Source organism: Amycolatopsis sp. NBC_00355, assembly GCF_036104975.1.
GTDB lineage: Bacteria > Actinomycetota > Actinomycetes > Mycobacteriales > Pseudonocardiaceae > Amycolatopsis.
Map to the genome: position 1 here is coordinate 7009472 of NZ_CP107982.1, position 18145 is coordinate 7027616.

19 protein-coding genes are annotated in these 18145 nt (G+C 69.8%); 14 read left to right on the top strand and 5 right to left on the bottom strand.

Annotation, left to right across the window (positions count from 1 at the left end):
* Nucleotides 1-86 precede the first annotated feature (86 nt).
* From OHS18_RS31895 to OHS18_RS31915, 5 genes are read left to right on the top strand one after another with little or no spacing between them, the layout of a single operon-like run.
* On the top strand, nucleotides 87-1220 hold the full coding sequence (locus OHS18_RS31895) for a DegT/DnrJ/EryC1/StrS family aminotransferase (protein ID WP_328613374.1): 1134 nt from the start codon (nucleotides 87-89) through the stop codon (nucleotides 1218-1220).
* Between the two features lie 23 nt (nucleotides 1221-1243).
* Nucleotides 1244-2173, top strand: a complete 930-nt coding sequence (locus tag OHS18_RS31900; protein WP_328446368.1) for an NAD-dependent epimerase/dehydratase family protein — start codon at nucleotides 1244-1246, stop codon at nucleotides 2171-2173.
* 32 nt (nucleotides 2174-2205) lie between these two features.
* Nucleotides 2206-3402 carry a glycosyltransferase family 4 protein gene (locus OHS18_RS31905; RefSeq protein ID WP_328613375.1) on the top strand — a complete coding sequence of 399 codons (1197 nt, stop codon included), beginning with the start codon at nucleotides 2206-2208 and terminating at the stop codon, nucleotides 3400-3402.
* Nucleotides 3389-4018 (top strand): acyltransferase, encoded by a 630-nt coding sequence (locus OHS18_RS31910; protein WP_328446364.1) that lies wholly within the window; start codon nucleotides 3389-3391, stop codon nucleotides 4016-4018. Before OHS18_RS31905 ends, OHS18_RS31910 begins: the two co-directional genes overlap by 14 nt.
* Nucleotides 4019-4076: 58 nt before the next feature.
* Entirely contained in the window at nucleotides 4077-4652 is a 576-nt protein-coding gene (locus tag OHS18_RS31915; RefSeq protein WP_328613376.1) for a Uma2 family endonuclease, read from the top strand.
* Here the strand turns inward: OHS18_RS31915 and OHS18_RS31920 are convergent.
* A complete protein-coding gene (locus tag OHS18_RS31920; RefSeq protein ID WP_328613377.1) occupies nucleotides 4649-5230 on the bottom strand; it encodes a hypothetical protein in 582 nt (193 codons plus the stop codon). The genes OHS18_RS31915 and OHS18_RS31920 overlap by 4 nt on opposite strands.
* Nucleotides 5231-5284: 54 nt before the next feature.
* Nucleotides 5285-5890: a hypothetical protein gene (locus OHS18_RS31925; RefSeq protein WP_328613378.1), complete on the bottom strand. Its 606-nt coding sequence runs from the start codon at nucleotides 5888-5890 to the stop codon at nucleotides 5285-5287.
* Nucleotides 5891-6013: 123 nt separating this feature from the next.
* Here OHS18_RS31925 and OHS18_RS31930 point away from each other — a divergent pair, with 123 nt between their 5' ends.
* Both OHS18_RS31930 and OHS18_RS31935 read left to right on the top strand, forming a co-directional pair.
* On the top strand, nucleotides 6014-6523 hold the full coding sequence (locus OHS18_RS31930) for a SigE family RNA polymerase sigma factor (protein ID WP_328613379.1): 510 nt from the start codon (nucleotides 6014-6016) through the stop codon (nucleotides 6521-6523).
* Nucleotides 6520-7242: a hypothetical protein gene (locus tag OHS18_RS31935; RefSeq protein ID WP_328613380.1), complete on the top strand. Its 723-nt coding sequence runs from the start codon at nucleotides 6520-6522 to the stop codon at nucleotides 7240-7242. The genes OHS18_RS31930 and OHS18_RS31935 overlap by 4 nt, the downstream gene beginning before the upstream one ends.
* Before the next feature lie 121 nt (nucleotides 7243-7363).
* On the opposite strand, the gene OHS18_RS31940 is transcribed toward OHS18_RS31935, so the two are convergent.
* Together OHS18_RS31940 and OHS18_RS31945 are read right to left on the bottom strand one after the other, a co-directional pair.
* Entirely contained in the window at nucleotides 7364-8320 is a 957-nt protein-coding gene (locus OHS18_RS31940) for a Gfo/Idh/MocA family protein (protein WP_328446355.1), read from the bottom strand.
* Nucleotides 8317-9423, bottom strand: a complete 1107-nt coding sequence (locus tag OHS18_RS31945) for a DegT/DnrJ/EryC1/StrS family aminotransferase (protein ID WP_328446354.1) — start codon at nucleotides 9421-9423, stop codon at nucleotides 8317-8319. Before OHS18_RS31945 ends, OHS18_RS31940 begins: the two co-directional genes overlap by 4 nt.
* A 150-nt stretch (nucleotides 9424-9573) precedes the next feature.
* On the opposite strand from OHS18_RS31945, the gene OHS18_RS31950 reads away from it, so the two are divergent.
* From OHS18_RS31950 to OHS18_RS31980, 7 genes are all read left to right on the top strand, one after another.
* Nucleotides 9574-10293 (top strand): UDP-N-acetylglucosamine acyltransferase, encoded by a 720-nt coding sequence (locus OHS18_RS31950; RefSeq protein ID WP_328446353.1) that lies wholly within the window; start codon nucleotides 9574-9576, stop codon nucleotides 10291-10293.
* 11 nt (nucleotides 10294-10304) lie between these two features.
* A complete protein-coding gene (locus OHS18_RS31955; RefSeq protein ID WP_328446352.1) occupies nucleotides 10305-10547 on the top strand; it encodes an acyl carrier protein in 243 nt (80 codons plus the stop codon).
* Nucleotides 10540-11277, top strand: a complete 738-nt coding sequence (locus tag OHS18_RS31960) for a glucose 1-dehydrogenase (protein ID WP_328613381.1) — start codon at nucleotides 10540-10542, stop codon at nucleotides 11275-11277. Before OHS18_RS31955 ends, OHS18_RS31960 begins: the two co-directional genes overlap by 8 nt.
* A complete protein-coding gene (locus OHS18_RS31965) occupies nucleotides 11274-12668 on the top strand; it encodes an AMP-binding protein (protein ID WP_328613382.1) in 1395 nt (464 codons plus the stop codon). Before OHS18_RS31960 ends, OHS18_RS31965 begins: the two co-directional genes overlap by 4 nt.
* Nucleotides 12669-12741: 73 nt before the next feature.
* Nucleotides 12742-13794: a LuxE/PaaK family acyltransferase gene (locus OHS18_RS31970; RefSeq protein ID WP_328446349.1), complete on the top strand. Its 1053-nt coding sequence runs from the start codon at nucleotides 12742-12744 to the stop codon at nucleotides 13792-13794.
* Complete coding sequence (locus tag OHS18_RS31975) at nucleotides 13791-15038, top strand: acyl-CoA reductase (RefSeq protein ID WP_328613383.1); 1248 nt, start codon at nucleotides 13791-13793, stop codon at nucleotides 15036-15038. The genes OHS18_RS31970 and OHS18_RS31975 overlap by 4 nt, the downstream gene beginning before the upstream one ends.
* Nucleotides 15039-15050: 12 nt before the next feature.
* Complete coding sequence (locus OHS18_RS31980) at nucleotides 15051-16034, top strand: lysylphosphatidylglycerol synthase transmembrane domain-containing protein (RefSeq protein WP_328446346.1); 984 nt, start codon at nucleotides 15051-15053, stop codon at nucleotides 16032-16034.
* Nucleotides 16035-16236: 202 nt separating this feature from the next.
* Here the strand turns inward: OHS18_RS31980 and OHS18_RS31985 are convergent, their stop codons facing one another.
* Nucleotides 16237-18120, bottom strand: coding sequence for a DUF6541 family protein (locus tag OHS18_RS31985; protein ID WP_328613384.1), 1884 nt, complete (start codon nucleotides 18118-18120; stop codon nucleotides 16237-16239).
* Nucleotides 18121-18145 lie beyond the last annotated feature (25 nt).

Here is an 18145-nt window from a genome sequence, read left to right on the forward strand (position 1 = left end):
CTCGAAAGAGGGGTTCGGTGTGGGCCTGTGAATCAGCTGAGCGTACGTATATACACTTCGCCGGGTCCCCACGCAATGGGAGAGGTATGTCGCCCGACAGCATTGCCCTAGGTCAGCCGACCGTCGGCGAGGAAGAGCTCGCCGCCGTCGCCGAAGTCTTCCGCTCCGGCTGGCTGGCCGGGGCCGGTCCCGCGTGCCGCCGTTTCGAGGAACGGTTCGCGCAGGTCACCGGCACCGCGCACGCGCTGACCACCGCGAACTGCGGCTCGGCGCTGTTCCTCGGTCTCAAGGTGCTCGGCGTCCAGCCGGGCGACGAGGTGATCGTCGGCGACTACACCTTCCCGGCGACCGGCCACGCCGTCGTGCAGGCCGGCGCGAAGCCGGTCTTCGCCGACATCCGCCCGGACGTCTTCAGCGCCGACCCGGCGCACATCGAAACCCTGATCACCCCGCGCACGGTCGGCATCCTCGTCGTCGACGTCGCGGGCCAGCCGGGCGACTTCGACGAGTACCGCGCGATCGCCGACAAGCACGGCCTCTGGCTGTTCGAAGACGCCGCGTGCGCGGCCGGCGCGACGTACAAGACGCGCCCGGCCGGCAGCCTCGCCGACCTGGCCGCGTTCTCCTTCCACGGCCGCAAGGGCATCACCGCGGGCGAAGGCGGCGCGCTGGTCTCGGACCGCGAAGACCTGATCGCGCACGCCCGCAAGCTCCACACGTACGGCATCGAACCGGCGATCAGCCGCGAAGGCGCCACCTCGCTGCCGATCCCGGAGTTCCACGAGCTCGGGTACAACTTCCGCATGTCGGACGTCCAGGCCGCGATCATGAACGTCCAGCTCGACCGCCTGCCCGACCTCCTCGCCGCCCGCCGCTCGGTCGCGAAGCGCTACCACGAGGCTTTCGACGACGTCGGCGCGCTGACCGTCCCCGTCGAGCTGCCCGACCGCGAGCACCCGTGGCAGGCCTACCTGCTCACGGTCGCTCCGGAGATCAGCCGCGACACCCTCGCCCTGCGCATCCGCGAGCAGGGCGTCCAGTGCAACTTCGGCACCTACGCCTCCCACCTCCAGCCGATCTACGGCCCCCAGACCCCGCTGCCCGTGTCGGCCGACGCGTTCGCGCGTCAGCTCGCCATCCCCATGCACGCCAACCTGACGGACGCCGAAGTGGCGCGCGTCGGCGAGGTCGTGCGCGCCGCCGTGCAGTCCCTGTCCTGAAGCCACCGACCGAGGAGAATTTGGTGTCCGAGAAGAAGGTCCTGTTCACGGGGGCCGGTGGGTTCATCGCCGCACACGTAATCCCCTTGCTGATCGAGGGCGGCTACACCGTCCGCATCTTCGACAACATGACCCGCGGCGACCGCGCCCGCGTCAACGAGTTCGTCGCCACCGGCAAGGTCGAACTGGTCGAGAAGGACGTCCGCTACGGCGGCGCGGTGCGCGAGGCGATGCGCGGCTGCACCCACGTCATCCACTTCGCCACGGTCTCGATCAACAAGTCGATCGCCGACCCGCACGAGTCGTTCGACATCAACATGACCGGTAACCACAACGTGTTCGCCGCGGCCGCCGACGAAGGCGTCGAGCGGCTGGTGTTCGCGTCGACCGCGTCGGTCTACGGCGAGCCGAAGCGGCTGCCGATGCACGAGGACGACGAGCTCAAGCCGCTCACGCCGTACTGCATCTCGAAGCGCGCCGGCGAGGACATGCTCGGCTTCTACGAGCGCCAGAAGGGCCTGTCCTGGAACGCGTTGCGGTTCTTCAACGTGTACGGGCCCGGCCAGAAGATCGAGGCGTACTACACCTCGGTGATCAACCACTTCATCCAGCGCCTGCGCGCCGGCCAGCCGCCGATCATCGACGGCCGCGGTGACCAGTCGATGGACTTCGTGCACGTCACCGACCTGGCGCGGGCCGTCGTCGCGGCGCTCGAGTCGGAGCGGGCGAACCTGCCGATCAACATCGGCACCGGCATCGACACGTCGATCGCCGCGCTGGCCAAGATCCTGATCGAGGCTGTCGGCGTCGACGTCGAGCCGCTGTTCAACGAGCGTGACGTGCTGGTCTCGCGGCGCGCCGCCGACATCACCCGCGCCCGCGAGGTGCTCGGCTGGGAGCCGCGGATCACTGTCGAAGAAGGCATGCGACAGCTGGTCAAGGACTCCGAGTGAGTGCCGCCGCGGGCCCTGCCCGAGGACGTGCGATGCGCATCGCGGTGGTCAACAACTTCTTCCCGCCCCGGGTGGGCGGGAGCGCGCACATGTCGGCGTCACTGGCAGCTCAGTTCGTCGAGGAGGGCCACGAGGTCCTGGCGATCACGGCCGCCTACGCCGACGCGCCGGCCGAGGAGGAGCGCGACGGTTACCGCGTCGTGCGTCTCCCCGCGGTGAAGATGCCGCAGGTCGGGCTGTCGATCGACTTCGACATGAGCTTCGCGTCGCCGCGGCCGGGCAACTGGCGGCGGCTGTGGAAGCTGCTGAATGAGTTCAAGCCGGACGCGATCCACCTGCACGGCCAGTTCTTCGACCTGTCGTGGCTGGCCGGGATCTACGCGCGGCGGCGGAACATCCCGGTGCTGCTGACCATCCACACCCTGCTGATCAGCGACAACAAGCTGTACGGCGGCGTGTTTCGCCTGCTCGACGCGGTGCTCGTACGGCCGATCCTCCGCTACATCCGGCCGCGGTACGTCATCCTCGACAAGCTCGGCGTCGACTACTGCGTCGAGCGCTACGGCACCAGCGACGCGAACTCGGAGTACTACCCGATCGCCGTCGACACCGGCCACTTCGCGAAGCCGGTCACGAAGGACGTCCGCGCGGAGCACGAAATCGGCGACGCGCCGCTGATCGTCTCGCTCGGACACGTCATCCCGCTGCGCAACCGCTTGCCGCTCATCGAAGCCTTGCCGTCCATTTTGGACAAACACCCGGGCGTGCGGGTCGTCGTCGTCGGCCGCGTCTACCACGACGCGTTCCTGAAGCGGGCCGCCGAACTGGGCGTCTCCGAGGCGCTGGTCGTCACCGGTGCGGTGCCGAAGGAGGACGTCCCGGCGTACTTCGCGGCGGCCGACATCGTGACGCACGACCTGAACGGCGGCTGCGGCACGGCGTCGCTGGAGGCGATGCTGTCCGGCACGGCGACGATCGCGTCGGTCACCGAGGACAACTACCCGGGCATCGAGCTGCGCAACGGCGAGAACGTGCTGCTGGTCCGCCCGGACGACGCGGAAGCCGTGGCCTCGACGGTCATCGAGCTGCTCGACGACCCGGAGAAGCGCGAGCTGATCGCGCAGCGCGAGAGCGAAATGGTGCGGGCGAACTTCGGCCTCGACGTCGTGGCCGAGGAGCACCTGCGGACCTTCGAGAAACTGGTGTCGGACGCCGATGTTCTTCGATGACGAGCGCAGCCACCGGCTGCGTCCGCAGATCCTGACCGAGCTCGTCTCGCAGTACATGAACGACGCCGAGCGGGCGAAGTACTACGGCCTGCCCGAGACGTGCCGCGTGCGCGAGCGCGTCAAGATCATCAGCCCCGAGAACCTCAAGATGGGCGACCACTGCTGGGTCGGCGAAGGCGCGGCGCTCGACGCGAGCGGCGGCCTGGAGATCGGCGAGCACACCAGCATCGGGCTGAACACGCTGATCTTCACGCACTCCAGCTGGCTCGCGAACATGACGCTGCAGAACCATTCGGGCAGCGACCTGATCGAGCGCAAGCCGGTGAAGATCGGCAAGGGCTGTTTCATCGGCGGCCTGGTGGTCATCATGGCGGGCGTGACGATCGGCGACTTCGCCACGGTCCAGCCGAACTCGGTGGTGGCCAAGGACGTCCCGCCGCGGACGCTGGTCGCGGGCAACCCGGCCCGGGTCTTCCAGCGCTACGACGAGGACTACATCCAGTCCGAAGTGGACCGGGTCCGCGCGGACAACGCCCGCCGCCGCGAGATCGCGGAGTCACAAGGGCAGAACACTTCGGGCTGGGGAGCCCCGTCGGGCGACTACTCGGAGCAGTAGCTTTCCGGCAGTCTGACGTGCGAAGATGACGTCCAGTAACTGCGGCGAGGAGAAGGCGATGAGTGTCATGGAGTGGCCTCACCACCTCTTGTCCCTTGAAGACTGGATCGATCTGCCGGAAACCCCGGAGTACCAGGTCGAAGCGGTCGAAGGGGTTCTTGTCGTGGCGCCGCGTCCGATGCCATTCCACCAGCTCGCCCTTACCCGGCTGGGCTACTTGATCAACGAGCAGCTCCCGGATGAGTACTGTGCGCTGAGCGAAGTCGAAGCAGTCATCGCCGAAGCACCGCTGACCGTCCGGGTGCCCGATGTGCTGGTGGCCCCGGCGGCGCTGGTGGCGACGAACCCGGCTCGGCTCGATGCCGCTGATGTGCAGCTGGTGATCGAGGTGCTGTCCGAGGGCACCAGGCGGACCGACCAGGTCATGAAGTTCTCCGAGTACGCGGAAGCCGGGATCGCGCACTACTGGATCGTCGACCTCGACCCGCCGATCAGCATGATCACCTACCGGCTGGTCGACGAAGACTACGAGAACTTCGGTGAACAGTCCGGCGTCGCCGAACTCGACTTCGGCGGCCATCCGTTGACCATCGACCTGAACGCACTCACCACCCGGCGAGCCCAGCGCCCCTAGAGCCGGTCCGCCAGGAGCTTTCCGAGGGTGGCGTAGGTGTCCTCGCCGACCGAGACGTAGAGGTTCAGCTCGGCGGTCCGCAGCTCACCGTGGCTGTGCTTCGCGACCGCGAGCTCGGTGCCGCCGTCCTGACCCGTCGACTCGCAGTGCAGCGCGGCCTCACCCGCGCCCGGCACCATGACCGCGTTCCTGCACTCCGACTTCACTCCCGCGACGAACCGGGCCACCGAGGTGTCCGGGCCGACGAACAAGGAGGCGGTCTGGCCGCCGCCGTATTCGCACACGAGCGCGGTGCCGGCCTTCGTCCGGAGCGGCTCGGTTTCCTTCGCGCCGCCGCTGACGGAGTGGCCGATCGCCTGGATGAGTTCGTCGGAGCTCAGGAACGGGCACGCCGCGCTCAGCTTCGCCGGTGAGGCGGCCGGGGTGAAGGTCGGCGCCGTCGGCTTCGGCTTGCTCGTCGAAGTGGATGACGGCAGCGCCGGCGTGGTCGCCGGCGCCGCCGTCGTGGAGCCGCTCGTACACGCTGTGACGCAGGTCAGCAGGCATGCGGCGGCGAAGATTCCCCCCAAGAGGCGCACCGACGTCAATCTAGCGCCCGGTCACCGAGCGCAGGATATCGGTTACGCAACGTTTCAGCCGTGGCCGACACCCGTGTTGCCCGTCGGGAGCTTGTTGCCCGCCGCGTCGTACGCGCGCAGGCGGCCCGGATCGGCCGCGGAGTCGAACCAGAACACCACCACGTTCGGGTCCTCGCTCCACGTCGCCTGGTGCGCGACCACGCCGCCGGTGGAGGTGATCTTCGCGGCCGGGCCCGCGTAGTAGCCGAAGCTCGGCACGTCGTGGCCGTCCAGGTTCGCGCCCCCGGTCACCGAATGGAAGCCCGGGGCCTTGTCGCGGCCCGCGAACTCGTTGGCGACGATCAAGTCCGTCAGCCCGCCCGCCGCGTCGCGGATGCCGCCCATGATGCCGAACGTCGTGTCCGGCAGCCGCGGCTCCCGCAGCTTGACGCCGTAGAAGACCAGCTCGCCGGAGCTGTCCCGGAGACCGGTGCCGATGACGTCGCCCAGCACCTCGTGCTCGGGCGCGGCGTCCCGGGCCGGCGGCGGCGAAACCGGCGCGGCCGGCGTGGCCACCGGGGCCGGCTTCGTCTCGGCGTTCGCGCTGGTCAGGAGGCCGGAAGCCGCCAGTGCGCCGCAAGCGGCGGCCACGGTACCGGCGATGACGAGGCGTTTCTTCACGGGTTCCCTCCCGGTCGGCAAGATCGTCCACCGGGGACTACGGGCGTACGCTCGAAAAGGTTGAGACGCGCCCGCGCAACCTTTCCGGGGCCCGGCCGTCGCTGGGGGCGAAAGGGGTGACGCATGGCGCGCGGCGACGACGAGTTCGCGGACTTCGTGCGCGCTTCCTCGACCCGTCTCACACACGCCGCGTTCCTGCTCACGGGCGACCGGCACCAGGCCGAAGACGCCGCCCAGACCGCCTTCACCCGCACGTACGCGGCGTGGTCGCGGGTCCGCCACAAGGACGCCTACGGGTACGCCCGGACTGTCCTGATGAACCACGTCATCGACGGCTGGCGCCGCCCGATCCGCGAGTACGCGACCGAGGAAATGCCCGAGCGGCCGGACCGCGCCGACGTCGACCAGGCCGTCACGCAGCGGGAATGGCTCACGTCGGTGCTGAAGACGCTGACCGCCCGCGAACGCGCCGTCGTCGTGCTGCGGCACTTCTTCGACCTGCCCGAAGCCGACGTGGCGCGCGAACTGGGCGTTTCGCTGGGTACCGTGAAGAGCACGAATTCGCGGGCCCTGGCCAAGCTGCGGATCGAAGCGGGCACCGAAGACACGCTGATCGGGGGGAGCGGGCGATGAACGACCTCGACGACTTCCGCGCCGCCCTCCGGCAACCGCCGCCCGAGCCCTTCGCCGAGCCGGACCTGAGCAGGATCATGGCCGAGGGCACCCGTCTCCGACGTCGCCGCCGCGTGCTGACGACCACCGGCGGGCTCGCCGCCGCGGCCGTCGTCGTGCTGGTGGTCGTGTTCGCCCTCCAGCTCCGGCAGCCGTCACCGGCGCCGGTCGCGCAACCGCCGGCGCCCACGGCGGCATCGTCGGTCCCGCCACCGACGACCGCCGACACGCCTCCGCCCGAGCCCCTGGGCGAAGTCGTGGGCACCGGTATCCGCACCGCGGCCGGGGAGATCGTGATCTTCGCGAAGGCGGTCGACGACCCGCAGCTCTTCCCGGACATCCACTTCGGACTGGTCGCCGGCTTCCGCAGCGGCGAGAACCTGGAACCCGTGCTGGCCACCAACGAGTTCCGCGGCTCCGACCGCTCGTTCGGCTTCCACGCCACCGACGGCGGCGAGGTGCTGAACGACCAGACCATCCCGGTGTTCGGCTACTTCGCCGGCCAGGCCGCGAGCATCACCACGACGGTCCGCGGCAAGACGGTCCAGGCGAACCTGGCGAAGTGGAGCAAGGACCCGAACGTGGTCATCTTCTGGTTCGACCCGGTCGCGGTCCCGGATTCGGCTTCGCTGACGCCGCTGATCGCCTACGACAGCAAGGGAAGCCGGCTCACCAAGTAGCCCACCTCGCCGTGTTGGCCACTCCGGTCAAGCACTGAGCACCGGCGCCGGGAAGCCGGCCTGGACGACTTGGCCCAGTGCGCCGTGCTGACCGGAGTGGCCAACACGGCGGCGGGGAGCGTCAGGCTGCGGCCTGCGTGAGGACCTGCTCGACGACGTGGTGCGACGGCAGGATCAGGTCGCGCTCGGTGTCGGCGTCGATCTTGCCTTCCAGCAGGTCGCAGAACCGGTCCAGCTGCGTCGCCAGCGGCTCGCGCGCGGTGATCAGCTCCGGGATCTCGATGACCGTCTGCTGCCGGTAGCCGAGGCCGTCCGGGGTGACCGAGTCGTGCGAGATGTGCCGGTAGATGGTGACGTCGCGGCGCAGCAGGTCGATCTCGATCAGCCGGTCCAGTTCGGACACCACCAGCGAGCGGACCTTCTTCTGCCCCAAGCGGGACGCCGACACCGTGGCCAGGCCGGTCGGGAACGACAGCACCGTCTCGATGGTGTCCTCCGCGCCCGCCACCGACGACGGGTGGAAGTAGCCCGCGCCGGACGTCACGCGCGCCGGCGTCGCGCCGCCGAAGAACTGGATCGCCAGGTCGACGTCGTGCACCAGCAGGTCCCACGCGACGCCGGTCTTGATGCGCGGCGCGTACGGGCCGTGGCGGCGGGCCATCAGGTGGATCGGCTCCTGCACCAGCGCCCGCGCGGTCATCACCGCGGGGTTGTAGCGCTCGAGCAGCCCGCACATCAGCGCGACGCCCTGCTTCTTCGACAGCGCCACGATTTCCTGCGACTTCTCGAAGCTGTTGCACACCGGCTTCTCGACCAGCATCGGCGTGCCCTGGCCGAGGATCTCCTGCGCCAGGTCGTAGTGCACCTCGGTGGCCGAGGCCAGCACGACGGCGTCCACATCGGACAGTGAGCCGATCTCCGGCGTCCACTTCGTCTCGTAGCGCTCGGCGACGGCCTTGCCGGCCTCCTCGCGCGGATCGATCACGCGGACCAGGTCGACGCGTTCGTTGGCGGCGAGCACGCGGGCGTGCAGGGAACCCATGTTCCCGGTCCCGACAAGAGCGATCCGATGCGTCATGCGCCCAGTACCTCGCGAACGGTTTCGATGATGGTGTCCAGCTGGGACTCGGTCAGGTGCGGGTGCACCGGCAGTGAAAGCGCCTGCTCCGAAACGGCCTTCGCGACCGGGAAGTCCTCGACGCGCGCGCCCGGGATCAGGTCGTGGCCGCGGTAGCAGTCGTAGTCGAAGACGATCTTCGGGTAGTAGATCCCGTTGCCGATGCCGCGTTCGGTCAGCGCCGCGGCCAGCTCGTCGCGCGAGAGGAACGCGTGCGGCCCGACCAGCACGGTGTACTGGTGCCACACGTGCTCGCGGCCCGGCAGCACCTGCGGGACGTCCAGGCCCGGCGTGCCCGCGAGGCCCTCCGAGAGCCGCTTCGCGTTCGCCTGGCGGGCGGCGGTCAGCTGGTCGAGCTTCTCCAGCTGCGGGATGCCGACGGCGGCGTGCAGGTCGGTCATCCGGTAGTTGTGGCCGGCGACCTCGTACTGGTAGCGGGCGCGCATGCCCTGGTTGCGCAGCACGCGCAGCTTGTCGGCCAGCGCGTCGTCGTCCGTCGTGATGACGCCGCCCTCGGCGGTGGTGATGTTCTTCGTCGCGTACAGCGAGAAGCAGCCGATGCCGAACGAGCCGGCCTGCTTGCCCTCGAACGACGCGCCGACGGCCTGCGCCGAGTCCTCGATCACCTTCAGGCCGTGCTCGGCCGCGAGCGGGGCGAGCTTGCCCATGTCCGCGGTCTGGCCGTAGAGGTGCACCGGCATGAGGACCTTCGTGCGAGCCGTCACGGCCTTGGCGACGGCGTCGGGGTCGATCGCGAAGTCGTCGCGCCGGATGTCGGCGAAGCGGACGGTCGCGCCGGCTTCGAGGATCGCGTTCAGCGTCGCGACGAAGGTGAACGGCGACGTGACGACCTCGTCGCCCGGCTTCAGGTCGAGGACCTGGAGCGCGGCGACCAGTGCCGTCGTCCCGTTGTTGACCGCGATCGCGTGCTTCGTCCCGGAGACCGCCGCGAAGGCGTCTTCGAAGCGCTTGACCATCGGTCCCTGTGCGATGGCGCCGGAACGCAGGACCTCGACGACGAGGTCCTCCGCGTCGCGGACGTCGACCACGGTGATGGGGATCATGGGCAGTCTCTCTCGGCAGGCGATTTCGACGCGTCCGGTACAGTGAGCCGCCGGTTCTGCGCCCGGCCGCCCTGCATGAACGCGGGCCTCACGTTACCGGGCGCGGTAGCACGCCCAGTACCCAGCCGCCGACGAACGGACACCCGACCCGTGGCCAACCGCATCCACCCGACCGCCGTCCTCGGCGAAGGCGTCGAACTCGGCGAGGACAACGTGATCGGCCCGTTCACGGTGATCGCCGGTCCGGCGCGGATCGGGGACGGCAACTGGATCGGCCCGCACGTGACGATCGGCACGCCCGGTGAGGACCGCGGCCGCCCCCACCCGGCGGCCTGGGACGAGGCGCCGACCGGTGACCCGGATCACGACGGCCACGGCGTCGTCATCGGCAGCCGCAACAAGATCCGCGAGTACGTGAGCGTCCACCAGGGCACCTGGCGCACGACGACGCTGGGCAGCGACGGCTACTACCTGCGCGGCTCCCACATCGCGCACGACTGCCTGGTCGGCGACGCCGTCACCATCGCGTCCAACGTCGTCACCGGCGGCCACTGCCACATCTGGGACGGCGCGAACCTCGGCATGGGCGCCGTGCTGCACCAGAAGGTCGTGATCGGCCCCGGTGCGATGGTCGGGATGGGCTCGGCGGTCCGCCGCGAGATCGGCGCGTTCACCATCGCCGTCGGCAACCCGGCCCGGGTCACCGGCGTCAACGTGGTGGGCCTGTCGCGCCGCGGCCTCGACGAGGCGACCATCGAAGCGCTCGGGCCGTGGCTGAAGGGTAAGGAAGGTCTCCCGGACGACACCCTGCCTGGCGACCTCTCTACCTTGGTAAAGGCGTGGGACGCCCGCCCGCGCGAAGAGCACTAGGAGTCATGGCTATGTCGGTTGCCCCCAAGCTGCGCGAGGTCTTCGTCGAGGCGCTGGACCTCGACACGGACGTGGACGTCGAGAACCTGAAGTACCGCGACCTCGAGGCGTGGGACTCCGTCGGCCACATGGCGCTGGTCGCGGCCATCGAGGACGAGTTCGACGTCGAGTTCGACACCGACCAGGTCATCGACATGTCGAGCTTCAAGGTCGCCGTGGACATGGTCACCGAGCTCCAGTCGAAGAATGACTGACCAGTCCCTGTCCGGTCGCGTCGCGCTCGTCACGGGTGGGACGCGGGGGATCGGCCTGGCCACCGTCCGCGTGCTCGCCGGGGCGGGCGCGACGGTGGTGCTCACCGGCCGCGACGAGGCCCGCGCCAAGGAAGCCGCTTCGGCGGCGGGTGCCGCCGCCGGGCTCGCCCTCGACGTCACCGACGCGAAGGCGGTGTCCTCGCTGGTCAGGGGCGTCGCGAAGGAGCACGGCCGGCTCGACATCGTCGTGGCGAACGCCGGGATCATGGAGGACGCGCTCCTCGGGATGATCCGCGAGGAACTCGTCGACACGACCCTGAGCACGAACGTCGCCGGCACGCTGCACACCGTGCAGGCCGCGGCTCGGGCGATGATGCGGAAGAAAACCGGCTCGATCGTGGTGCTCGCCTCGATCGTCGGCGAGTACGGAAGTGCTGGTCAGACGGTGTACGCGGCGTCGAAGGCGGCCGTGGCGAACATCGCGCGCTCGGCGGCGAAGGAGCTCGGCCGGTCCGGGATCCGGGTCAACGCGGTCGCGCCCGGCGTGATCGAGACCGACCTGACCGCGGGCCTGAGCGAGGATGCGAAGGCGGAGAACACCGGCAGGACGCCGCTCGGGCGGCTCGGCCGGGCGGAGGACGTGGCGAACGCGATCCGGTTCCTGGTGAGTGATGAAGCGTCCTTCATCACCGGTCAGGTGCTGGGCGTCGACGGAGGCTTGGTGTTGTGACGCTGTTGGGTGCGGGAGCCCGGCTGGTCGATGTGGCCGGGGGCCGCACGCTGGCGGGCGCGGAACTGTCGGCCGAGGTCGGCCGCCGGATGGAAGAGCTGGCTTCGCTGCCGGTCGGCGTGGTGTTCGCGCGGATGTCGGTCGACCTGCCGAGCGTGCTGACCTACCTGGGCGCGTTCGAGTCCGGCCGGGCGATCGCGCTGATCGACCCGGCGCTCGAAGTCGACGTGCTCGCCGGGCTGGTTTCGCGCTTCCGGCCGGCCGCCGTGCTGTCGGCGTCCGGCGAGGCGCCCGCGGGCTACACGACCCGCGGCGACGATTGGATCCGCGACTCCGCGGAGGGTGTCCCGCCGCACCCCGACCTCGCCGTACTGCTCCCGACCAGCGGATCCACCGGCAACCCGAAGCTCGTGCGACTCTCACGTCAGGCGATCCTGTCGAACGCCGACGCCATCGCGCAGGTGCTGCACATCGACTCCGACGAGGTCGCGCCCACCTGCCTGCCGCTGCACTACAGCTACGGCCTGTCGGTGCTGAACTCGCACCTGGTGCGCGACGCGACCGTCGTGATCGAGCCGTCGGGTGTGCTCGGCCGCGGCTTCTGGGACGCGGTGACCACGTACGGCGTGACGTCCCTTTCGGGCGTCCCGTACCACTACGAAATGCTGCGGCGGCTCAAGTTCGACCCCGCGAAGTACCCGACGCTGCGCACGCTGACGCAGGCCGGCGGGAAGCTGCGCGACGAGCTGATCGCCGAGTTCAACGACAAGATGATCGCCGTCGGCGGCCGGATGTACGTGATGTACGGGCAGACCGAGGCGGCGCCGCGGATGACGACGGTGCCCGCCGAACGGCTGGCCGAAAAGCTCGGTTCCGCCGGGCCCGCGCTGCCGGGTGGCAGGTTCGCCGTCCGCCGTGACGACGGGTCGGAGACCACGCACCCGAAAATTGTCGGTGAGGTCGTCTACCGTGGGCCCAATGTGATGCTGGGTTACGCGGACGACGAGTCCGGCCTGGCCAAGGGTGACGAATACGGCGGCGTGCTGGCCACCGGTGACCTCGGGTACCTCGACCAAGACGGGTTCCTGTTCATCACCGGCCGGCTCAAGCGCATCGGCAAGGTCTTCGGCAACCGCGTCAGCCTCGACGATCTCGAGCAGGCCGTCCGCACCGCGGCGGTGGGGATCGACGTCGTGGCGGCGGTGCCCGCCGGCGACAAGGTCGTGCTGTTCGCCGAGGGCGTCGACAAGGACATCTGCAAGGACGCGTCGAAGGCCCTGTCGGAGCGGCTGCACCTGCACACGAGCGGGTTCGACGTGCGCCCGATCGACACCGTGCCGCTGCTGGCCAGCGGCAAGATCGACTACCGGTCGTTGGAGGCGAAGGTATGAGCGAGCTTGCGAGTGAATCATTCAACACAGCGCTGGCCGCTCAGGCCGACCTGAGCGTCAGCGAGGTCGGCGCATGAGTGTGTTCACTCGGTCGCAGGCTGACCGGGAGGCGTTGCTGCTGCCCGAGCTCGCCGCCCTGACCGCACACCACCGGGCGAGTTCCGAAGGCTACGAACGGATCCTGTCGTCGCTGGGAATCGCGCCGGACGCGTCTTTTGCGTCGATCGCCGACCTGCCGTGGCTGCCGGTGCGGATGTTCAAGACGCACGACCTGAAGTCGGTGCCGGACAGCGAGGTCTTCAAGACGCTGACGTCGTCGGGCACCACCGGCGCCGGCGCGTCGCGGATCTACCTCGACAAGGAGGCGGCGGGCGCGCAGACCAAGCAGCTCGGCGCGACCCTGCAGGAGGTCCTCGGCGGCGAGCGGCTGCCGATGCTGATGGTCGACACCATCGGCATCATCAAGAACCGCCGCTCGTTCTCCGCGCGCGGCGCGGGTGTGCTGGGCATGGCCAACTTCGGCCGCAAACACACCTACGTGCTCGACGAGAACGACAAGCCGGACGTCGAAGCCGTCAAGAAGTTCCTGGCCGAGTACGGTGGCAAGCCGTTCCTGATCTTCGGCTTCACGTTCATGGTCTGGCAGTACCTGTACGAGGTCGCCCGGGAGAACAAGCTCGACCTGTCGAACGGCATCCTCGTCCACTCCGGTGGCTGGAAGAAGCTGATCGACCGCGCGGTCGACAACACCGAGTTCCGGCGCCGGTTCAAGGAGGACACCGGGCTCACCCGGATCCACAACTACTACGGGATGATCGAGCAGATCGGCACGGTGTTCCTCGAAGGCCCGTCCGGGAACTCGCTGTACTGCCCGGACTTCGCCGACGTCGTGATCCGCAACCCGGAGACCTGGGCAGAGCAGCCGGTCGGTGAGCCGGGCGTGATCGAGGTCGTCTCGACGCTGCCGCGGTCCTACCCCGGGCACGTGCTGCTCACCGAAGATCTCGGGGTTTACAACGGGATCGACGACGGCGACTGGCCGGGTAAGCACTTCTCCGTCCTCGGGCGGCTGCCGAAGGCCGAGGCCCGCGGCTGCTCGGACACGTTCTCGGGAGCGGCGGCGTGAGCACTTCCCTGACCCAGCGTTTCCCCGCTGCTCCCGATGTTCCGGTGAGCGACCTGGTCTCCGAGCTGCGGGCCGAGCCGCCGGGCGGCCGGCTGCGGGTCGGTGACCCGCGGGTCGTCGAGTTCGTCACGAAGTTCGCCCGCAAGCTGCTGGCCCCGGCCACCGCGCGCCGGTTCCCGGAGCTGGCGTCCCTCGGTTTCTTCCTGCGCAAGGGCGAGATCGCCAAGGCGTTGTCCACTTTGGACACTCCGGCCGGTTCTTTGCGGTTCCCGCGCGGGCTCGTGTTCCACGTGCCGCCGGCGAACGTCGACACGATCTTCGTCTACTCGTGGGCGTTGTCCGCCCTGGCGGGCAACCACAACGTCGTGCGGGTGTCGTCGCGCTCGGCCGGTGCCGCCGAGGCGGTGCTGGAGGCGCTGAACGCCGCACTGTCCGAAGTGGACCCGGACACCGCGGCGGCGATCACGGCGACCCAGCGGATGGTCACCTACGACCGCAGCGACGAGGTGAGCGGCGCTCTGTCGCTGGCCGCCGACCTGCGCGTCATCTGGGGCGGCGACAGTTCGGTCGCGGCCCTGCGGCAGTACCCGCTGGCCCCGCACGCGCGTGACCTGACGTTCCCGGACCGCTCGTCGTTCGCCGTCGCCTCGGTGGCGGGCTGGCAGCGAGCGTCCGAAACCGAGCGCCGCGCGGCCGCCGAGGGCTTCTACAACGACTCGTACTGGTTCGACCAGGCCGCCTGCTCGTCCCCGCGCGCGGTGTTCTGGGTCGGCGACGACGAGGGCGCGCGTGTCGCGGGCCAGGAGTTCCGCACGCTGCTGGCGCAGGTGCTCGTGACGAAGCAGCACGTCACCGAGCCGGCGATGGCGGTCCAGAAGCGCGTCTCGGCGTACGGTGCGGCGGTCGACGGCCTGGTCAAGGAAATCGCGTTCGAGGGCAACGGCCTGGCCACTTTGGAGCTGACCGACTCGGCGGTCATGCCGCGCGAGTGGCTGGGCGCCGGCACGTTCGCGAACGCGTGCGTCGCGTCGCTGTCCGATCTGGTCCCGGTCGTGCTGCGCAAGGACCAGACGGTCGGCCAGTTCGGCTTTACCACGGAAGAGCTCACGGCGTTCGCCCACGAACTGGCCGGTCGCGGAGTCGACCGGATCGTGCCGTTCGGCTCCGCCCTGACGTTCTCCGCGGTCTGGGACGGTTACGATCTGCTGGCCGAGTTCAGCCGCCTGGTCACCGTGCAGGCCTGAGGAGATGCGTCGATGACGACACTGGAGTCGCCGGAGTGGGAGACGCCGGCTGCCAAAAAGCAGCCGAAGTCCACCAAGGCGAAGATCCTCGACGTCGTCAGGTGGGTCGCGATCCTGCTGGTCATCGGCTTCGCGGCCAAGCAGCTCGCGTCGAACTGGGGCGAGTTCTGGCGCACCCTGCACGACGTCGCGTGGGAGTCGTCACTGCTGAGCCTGGTGGCCCTGGTCGCGGCGATCATGGTGTCCACCTGGGGCTGGCAGGTGATGGTCGACGACCTGGGCAAGCCGATCGGCTACGCCCGCGGCGCCCAGATCTGCCTGGTCGGCTCGCTCGGCAAGTACGTGCCGGGCTCGGTCTGGGCGTACCTGCTGCAGATGGAGCTGGGCCGCAAAGCGGGCCTGGCCCGCGCCAGGATCTTCACCGGTTCGCTGATCCAGCTCGGCGTCGGCATCGTGTCGGCGCTGGTGGTGTCGCTGCTGGCGGCCCCGGCGGTGTTCAGCAACAGCCCGCGCGCCCTGTGGCTGTTCGTGCTGATCCCGGTCGGCCTGGCGATGCTGCATCCGAAGATCCTGACGTGGGGCACGTCGCTGGTGCTGCGCGTGCTGCGCCGCCCGCCGCTGCAGCACCCGCTGAGCTGGCGAGTGGTGGGCAAGGTCTTCGGCGCCTCGACGGTGGCGTGGTGCCTGCAGGGCGTCCACCTGTGGCTCCTGGCGAACTCGGTGGGCACCCCCGGCTTCAGCGGCTTCATCCTGTGCGTCGGCGCCATGGCGGTGGCGATGACAGTGGGCACGTTCGCGTTCATCCTCCCCAGCGGCGTCGGTGTCCGCGAAGTGGCCCAGGTAGCGGTCCTCACGGCAAGCGGCCTGACGGTCGGCCAGGCCACGGCGTTCGCGGTCGCCTCCCGGGTGATGTTCACGGTCGCGGACCTGCTGACGGCGGGCGGCGCGGCCCTCGCGGCCCGCTCGTTGCGCGGCAAGACCCCCGCAGCCGCCTGACCTGCCGATTCGCTCTTGGCCTGTGGACAACTAGCCCGCCCAAGCCCTCCCGGACGCCCTTCGCGGACACTTTCGTCACCGTGACGTTCACGCGCTTTCCGAGGCTGTCACAGCATTCCACCCCGATTTCCGCCCCATCGGGCACCTGCCCACAGACATGTGCCCAAGTTGTCCACAGGTGCTTGTGCACTTGTGGACAACTTCAGGGCCGGAGTCGATAAATCACCGCGTCCGAGTCACTCCAGACCTCCTGCAGGAACGGCTCACCGGCCAGCCCGATCAACCCCTGCTGGTACGGCTTCCCCGGCTCCGTGGACGGCTTCCCCAAGATCACCCACCGCACGTTCAGCCGCTTTACCGCCGCCCGCACCGATGGGTCCGTCGGGTAGTTGCGGAACCGGTCCGCCAGCAGCACCGCGTCCGACGGCGGGAGCGTCTCGTCGAAGTGGCCCGCCACCGTTCGGACGCCCGAGAACGCGTACGTCCACGCCGTCCCGTCGAAGCGGTCGTTCATCGCCCAGTCGCCCGGCTTGGCCAGCCGCCCGAGTTGCTCCATAGCCGTTGCCTCGCCCGGCGTCACCCGCAGCTTCGAGGGGTCCGCCGCCTGGTAGCCCGCCGCTACCCGGGACCCGTTCGACCGGACGTACAAGCCGTTCGACAGCAGCACGAACCCCAGCAGCACCACCACCGCCACGGCGACCGCCGGGAGCCGGGAGAACCGCGAAGACAGCCAGGCCTGCGTCGAAGCCAAGCCGTGGGCCGCCAGGACGCACAGGGGGACCGCCGCCATCGCGAAAAACCGGTACGGGTCGTCCCACCACGGCCTCGACAGCGCCATCACCAGCGGGGCGTTCGACGACGCCACCGCCATGTACGCCAGGCCCGTCACCGCCGCCGTCAGGCCGATCCAGCGCAGCGCTCCCGCCCGGGCGAAGAACACGATGCCCAGGAACAGCGCCACCGACAGCCAGATCTGCGGGTGCGGCTCCTGGTGCTGGAACCCGAGCAGCGCCCCCAGCGCCGTCGACGCGCGCCACTCGCTCGGCCAGCCGTAGTACGGCACCGCGCTGTTCGCCAGGCCCAGCGCCCCGAACAGCTGCAGCCACGCCACCAGCAGCGCCACCGCCGCGATCGGCAGCAGCGCCAGCAGGTCGCGGCCGATCCGGCGCCAGCCACCGAGCCAGCGCTGCACCAGCAGCGGGCCGGCGAACAGGATCCCGCCGAACAACGTCGACGAGTGCACGCACAGCAGCCCGACCGCGGCCAGCAGCAGCACCAGCCCGGTGTCCGGCGCGACCCGCTCCAGGTACCGCCGCAGCGCCACCGCGCTCAACGGCGTCAGCGTCAGCCCCAGCGCGAACGGCAGCAGCGGGCCGCGGTCCATCGACTCGTAGACGCCCATCACCGGCGCCACCGCCGTCAGCGCGACCGCGCCGGCCAGCACCGCGCGGCCGCGGAACTCCCGCACCAGCGTCACCAAGGACAGGGCCAGCAAACCCGGCAGCAGCACGGTGTTCGCGTCCAGCACCTCCGGGATCGACGCCCCGCTCAGCCGGTACGTCACGGCCGCCAGCAGGTGGTACGCGTTGGGGTAGAACACCGGCGCCGCGTCGCCGTACCAGTTCACGTGGCCGGTGCCGAACAGGCTGCCGTCGCCGGTGTCGGCGATGTAGCGGACGGCGTTCCCGTGGTACACCGCGTCGAATCCCTGCGGCAGCGCGCCGAGGTGGCCCAGGCCGAGCAACGTCGCGTAGACGCCGATCGCCGCCGCGAACAGCAGGCACGCCCCCACCGCGAGGTGCCCGCGCCGCGCCCACAACCCCGGTTCGGGCTCCGGTGCCCAGCGGCGGACAGTCAGTTTCCGGACACCGAAAGCGATCGCCACGAACACCACGGTCGACACGGCGTAGGTCAGGGGAGTGAACGACAGGCCCACCGCCGCGGTCCACGGTCCGGTCAGCCCGCCGATGGCGTAGCTCAGCAACGGCGTCAGCCCGGCCAGGGCCCAGCCGCGCACGCCCGCCGCGAGCCCGGTCAGGAAGCCCGGGACGGCGATGACGGCAATGGCGACGCAGACGGAGAGCACGCTGGAGACTAAGCCGACAACGGCC